This is a genomic window from Pelorhabdus rhamnosifermentans, assembly GCF_018835585.1.
In the GTDB taxonomy this organism is placed as follows: Bacteria; Bacillota; Negativicutes; order UMGS1260; family UMGS1260; genus Pelorhabdus; species Pelorhabdus rhamnosifermentans.
This window is the reverse complement of the sequence record NZ_JAHGVE010000149.1, coordinates 1-266: the sequence shown is the minus strand read 5'-3', so window position 1 is coordinate 266 and position 266 is coordinate 1. Positions and strand designations below refer to the sequence as shown.

General features: G+C 36.8%; 1 protein-coding gene. It reads right to left on the bottom strand.

All coding sequences use genetic code 11. The annotated features are described in order from the left end of the window. Positions 1-40 precede the first annotated feature (40 nt). A partial coding sequence (locus Ga0466249_RS26145) for a hypothetical protein (protein WP_215832411.1) occupies positions 41-266 on the bottom strand: 226 nt, incomplete at its 5' end.

Genomic DNA, 266 nt, shown 5'->3' with positions numbered 1-266 from the left:
AAACTCATTGTTAAAAAAACTAACGATAACTGTTTTTGCTTCAGTTATCTCTCCCATTTCCTTGTTCACCCGCCTTCTCTAAAGCTTTGGGCATCTTCGGCCTATGACTCAAAAGCGTCGGCTTAGTTGATCGCATACACTGATCATTCATGCTGTTGTTTACAAATTCTTGGTATTTCACCATTTTGCTTTTGATAAAATTTAAATTTTTCAAGAGATTATCCTGTTTCTCATCCAACATTCTCAATTCCTGTTCCATTCGGCTC